The sequence below is a fragment of the Falsiroseomonas sp. RANM36 genome (assembly GCF_056682175.1).
In genome coordinates this window covers 493297-496714 of the sequence record NZ_JBWXTD010000004.1, presented here as the reverse complement: position 1 = coordinate 496714, position 3418 = coordinate 493297, and the positions used below count along the sequence as shown (strand labels likewise).

Below are 3418 nucleotides of genomic sequence, written 5' to 3'. Positions count from 1 at the left end.
CCCCGCCCGCGCGGCGGGCCGCCCCCCCGCCCCCCCCCCCCCCCCCCCCCCCCCCCCCCCCCCCCCCCGTCCCGCGTCGCGTCAGGCCGCGGGTGCTGCCATGTCCTCGGGCGCGGTGCGCGTGCGCTTCACCAGCAGCTTGTTGAGCGCATGCACATAGGCGCGGGCGGAGGCGACGATGGTGTCGGTGTCCGCGCCCTGGCCGTCCACCAGCTTGCCCTGCTCCTCCAGACGCACGGTCACGCGCGCCTGCGCGTCGGTGCCGCCGGTCACGCTCTGCACCGCGTAGAGCTTCAGGTTCACCTCGTGCGGGAAGGCGATGCGCAGCGCGGCGAAGGTCGCGTCCACGCCGCCGTCGCCGCCGGCCACCGCCTCCCGCGTCTCGCCGTCCACTTCGAGCTGGATCGAGGCGATCGGGCGCGTGTGCATGCCGGTCGAGACCGTCAGGCCGGTCAGCCGGATGCGGTCGTTGCCGCGCACCACCTCGTCGTCCACCAGCGCGGCGATGTCCTCGTCGTAGACGACCTTCTTGCGGTCGGCGAGGTCCTTGAAGCGCTTGAAGGCGTCGTTCAGCGCGTTGTCGCCGATCTCGTAGCCGAGCGACTTCAGCTTGTCGCGGAAGGCCGCGCGGCCGGAATGCTTGCCGAGGACGAGCGAGGTCTTCGACCAGCCCACGGATTCCGGCGTCATGATCTCGTAGGTCGAGGCGTCCTTCAGCACGCCGTCCTGGTGGATGCCGCTTTCATGGGCGAAGGCGTTGCGCCCGACGATCGCCTTGTTCGGCTGCACGTCGAAGCCGGTGATGGTCGCGAGCAGCCGCGAGGTGCGCAGGATGTTCGGCGTCTTGACGCCGTTCCTCACCGGCACCGCGTCGTGGCGCGTGCGCAGCGCCATGACGATCTCCTCGAGGCTGGCATTGCCCGCGCGCTCGCCGATGCCGTTGATGGTGCACTCGATCTGCCGAACCCCGGCGCGGATCGCCGCCAGCGTGTTGGCGACCGCCAGGCCGAGGTCGTTGTGGTTGTGCGCCGAGAAGACGACCTTGTCCGCACCGGGCACGCGCTCGCGCAGCATGGTGAAGATGGCGGTGATGTCCTCCGGCACCGCGTAGCCCACGGTGTCGGGGACGTTGATCGTCGTGGCGCCGGCCTTGATCGCGGCCTCGACGCAGCGGCAGAGGAAGTCGTGCTCGGTGCGCGTGCCGTCCTCGGCCGACCATTCGACGTCGGCGGTCGCGTTGCGCGCGGCGGTGACGGAGGATGTCACCAGCTCCAGCACCTGCTCGGGCTCCATGCGCAGCTTCACGCGCATGTGCAGCGGGCTGGTGGAGACGAAGGTGTGGATGCGGCCGCGGGCGGCGGGCTTGATCGCCTCGGCCGCGCGCGCGATGTCGCCCGGGGCGGTGCGCGCCAGGCCGCACACCACCGGCCCGTCCTTGCTGAACTTCTGGGCGATGGCCTGGACGCTCTCGAAGTCGCCGACCGAGGCGATCGGGAAGCCCGCCTCCATGACGTCCACGCCGAGCTCGGCCAGCGCCTCGGCCATGCGCAGCTTCTCCTCGAGGTTCATGGAGAAGCCGGGCGACTGCTCGCCGTCGCGCAGCGTGGTGTCGAACACGATGATCCGGTCGGGGTCGAGCGTCCCGAAGGAGGGGTGCTGGATCGGCATTGGGGCGTTCCTGTCTTCCGTCGAAAAGCCGTGGATGCGGCGCATGATGCGCCAGGGCTTCCCCTGAGCGGTGCCGGCCGTCAGCGGCCGGGCGTCACGCCCAGGGGCGACGAAGTCGAAGGAGGGCGAGGGCGGCGGCCGGACGCAGGCCAAGGCCGACCCGAAGGTCGGCGGCAGGCTCGATGCGGGGCGCACGCGCGGTCATGATGGGCGGAAGCTAGCCGGGCGCGGCCGGCGGTGCAAGCTTCGCGGGCGGGCGGCCGGTTGCCGGACGCGCCGCCCCGGCGCCAGCATGCCGCATGGATCCCGCCATCCCCTCGGACTTCCCCCCAAGCTGGGACGCGATCGGCGCCGCCCGCGCCGCGGCGCTCCGCGCGACGCTGGACCTTGCGGCGGCGCGGCACCCGCTCACCCGCCGCAAGCTGGCCGAGGCCGGGCTGACCCGCGCCGACCTGGCCGCGCCCGCCGATCTCGCACGCCTGCCGCTCACCACCAAGGCCGAGCTGATGGAACGGCCCGAGGATGCCGTGCTCGACCTCGACGGCGCCGATCTGCCGGAGGAACAGCGCGTCGTCTGGGACGTGATGCACACCACCGGCAGCACCAGCGGCCGCCCGACGCCCTTCGTCAGCACCACCTCCGACTTCTGGGACATCCTGGTCCTGCAGCGGCGGATGCTGGAGATCCGCGGCGTCACGGCCGATGACCGCATCGCGAACCTGTTTCCGCTGACGCGCCATCCGCATGGCGCCTTCATCCGCGTGCTGCACGCCGCCGCGGCGCTGCATATCCCGGTGGTCAGCGCCCTGCCCGGCAATCCCGGCCCCGGCTTCGCCGTGGGGCAGGAGCTGGACGGCGTGGCGGCGACGCTGGCGCGCACGCGCCCGACCATTCTGTGGGGGGTGCCGTCCTACATGCGCCGCGTCGTCGCGCATGCGGCGGAACGCGGCGTGGCGCTGCCGGATGTGCGCCTGGTCTTCGTCACCGGCGAGGGGGTGTCGGAGGAGGGCAGGGGCGACCTGCTCGCGCGGTTGGCCGCCGTGGGCGCAACGGGGGCGCGCGTCTCGGTCAGCTACGGCATGACCGAGATCCAGGGCGGCCTGGTCGAATGCGCCGCCGGCAGCGGCCTGCACAACCCGCACCCCGAGGCGATCGCGATCGACGTTGTGGACCCCGTCACGCATGCGCCGCTGCCGGACGGGGAGGAAGGGCTGATCGTCGTCTCCCACATGCGCCGGCGCGGCACGCTGCTGCTGCACTACGCCGTGGGCGACCTCGGCGTGCGCAGCACCGCGCCCTGCCCGCATTGCGGCCGCGTGACGGAGCGCATCCTCGGCACGCCGCGCCGGGCCGACGACCTGACCAAGATCCGGGGCATGCTGGTGAACCCGGCGCTGGCCGTCGCCGCGGTCGAGGGCGTTCCGGCGGTGCGCGATTTTCGGTTCGAGATTTCACGCCAGGGCGCGCTCGGCATGGACGAGTTCGTCCTGCTGGTTGTCACGGAGCCAGGCGCGGAAGCGCTGCTGGCGCAGCGCGTGAAGGACGCCATCGGCGTCACGCCGCGCGTTGTGCCGGTGGCCGAGATCGGCGGCGGTGGCTGGAAGGCGAAGCGCTGGGTGGATCAGCGCGGCGGCTGAGCGAAGGCCTTGCCCGCCGCGCCCATGTAGAGCTTCGCCACCCGGTCATGGCGCCGCCCCCCCCCCGCCCGCGCCCCCCACCACCACGCCCCCCACCCCCACCCCCCCCCCCC

Annotated in this window: 2 protein-coding genes; one reads left to right on the top strand and one right to left on the bottom strand. The window is 72.9% G+C overall.

Annotated elements, in window-relative coordinates; all coding sequences use genetic code 11:
- Positions 1-81: 81 nt before the first annotated feature.
- Positions 82-1668: a 2-isopropylmalate synthase gene (locus AC1MIR_RS16135; protein ID WP_480029208.1), complete on the bottom strand. Its 1587-nt coding sequence runs from the start codon at positions 1666-1668 to the stop codon at positions 82-84.
- 299 nt (positions 1669-1967) lie between these two features.
- Between AC1MIR_RS16135 and AC1MIR_RS16130 the strand changes: the two genes are divergently transcribed.
- Complete coding sequence (locus tag AC1MIR_RS16130) at positions 1968-3305, top strand: phenylacetate--CoA ligase family protein (protein WP_480029207.1); 1338 nt, start codon at positions 1968-1970, stop codon at positions 3303-3305.
- Positions 3306-3418 lie beyond the last annotated feature (113 nt).

Coding starts and splice junctions, on each gene's coding strand:
- AC1MIR_RS16135 (WP_480029208.1), bottom strand. CDS start 1,668: ATGCCGATCCAGCACCCCTCCTTCGGGACGCTCGACCCCGACCGGATC.
- AC1MIR_RS16130 (WP_480029207.1), top strand. CDS start 1,968: ATGGATCCCGCCATCCCCTCGGACTTCCCCCCAAGCTGGGACGCGATC.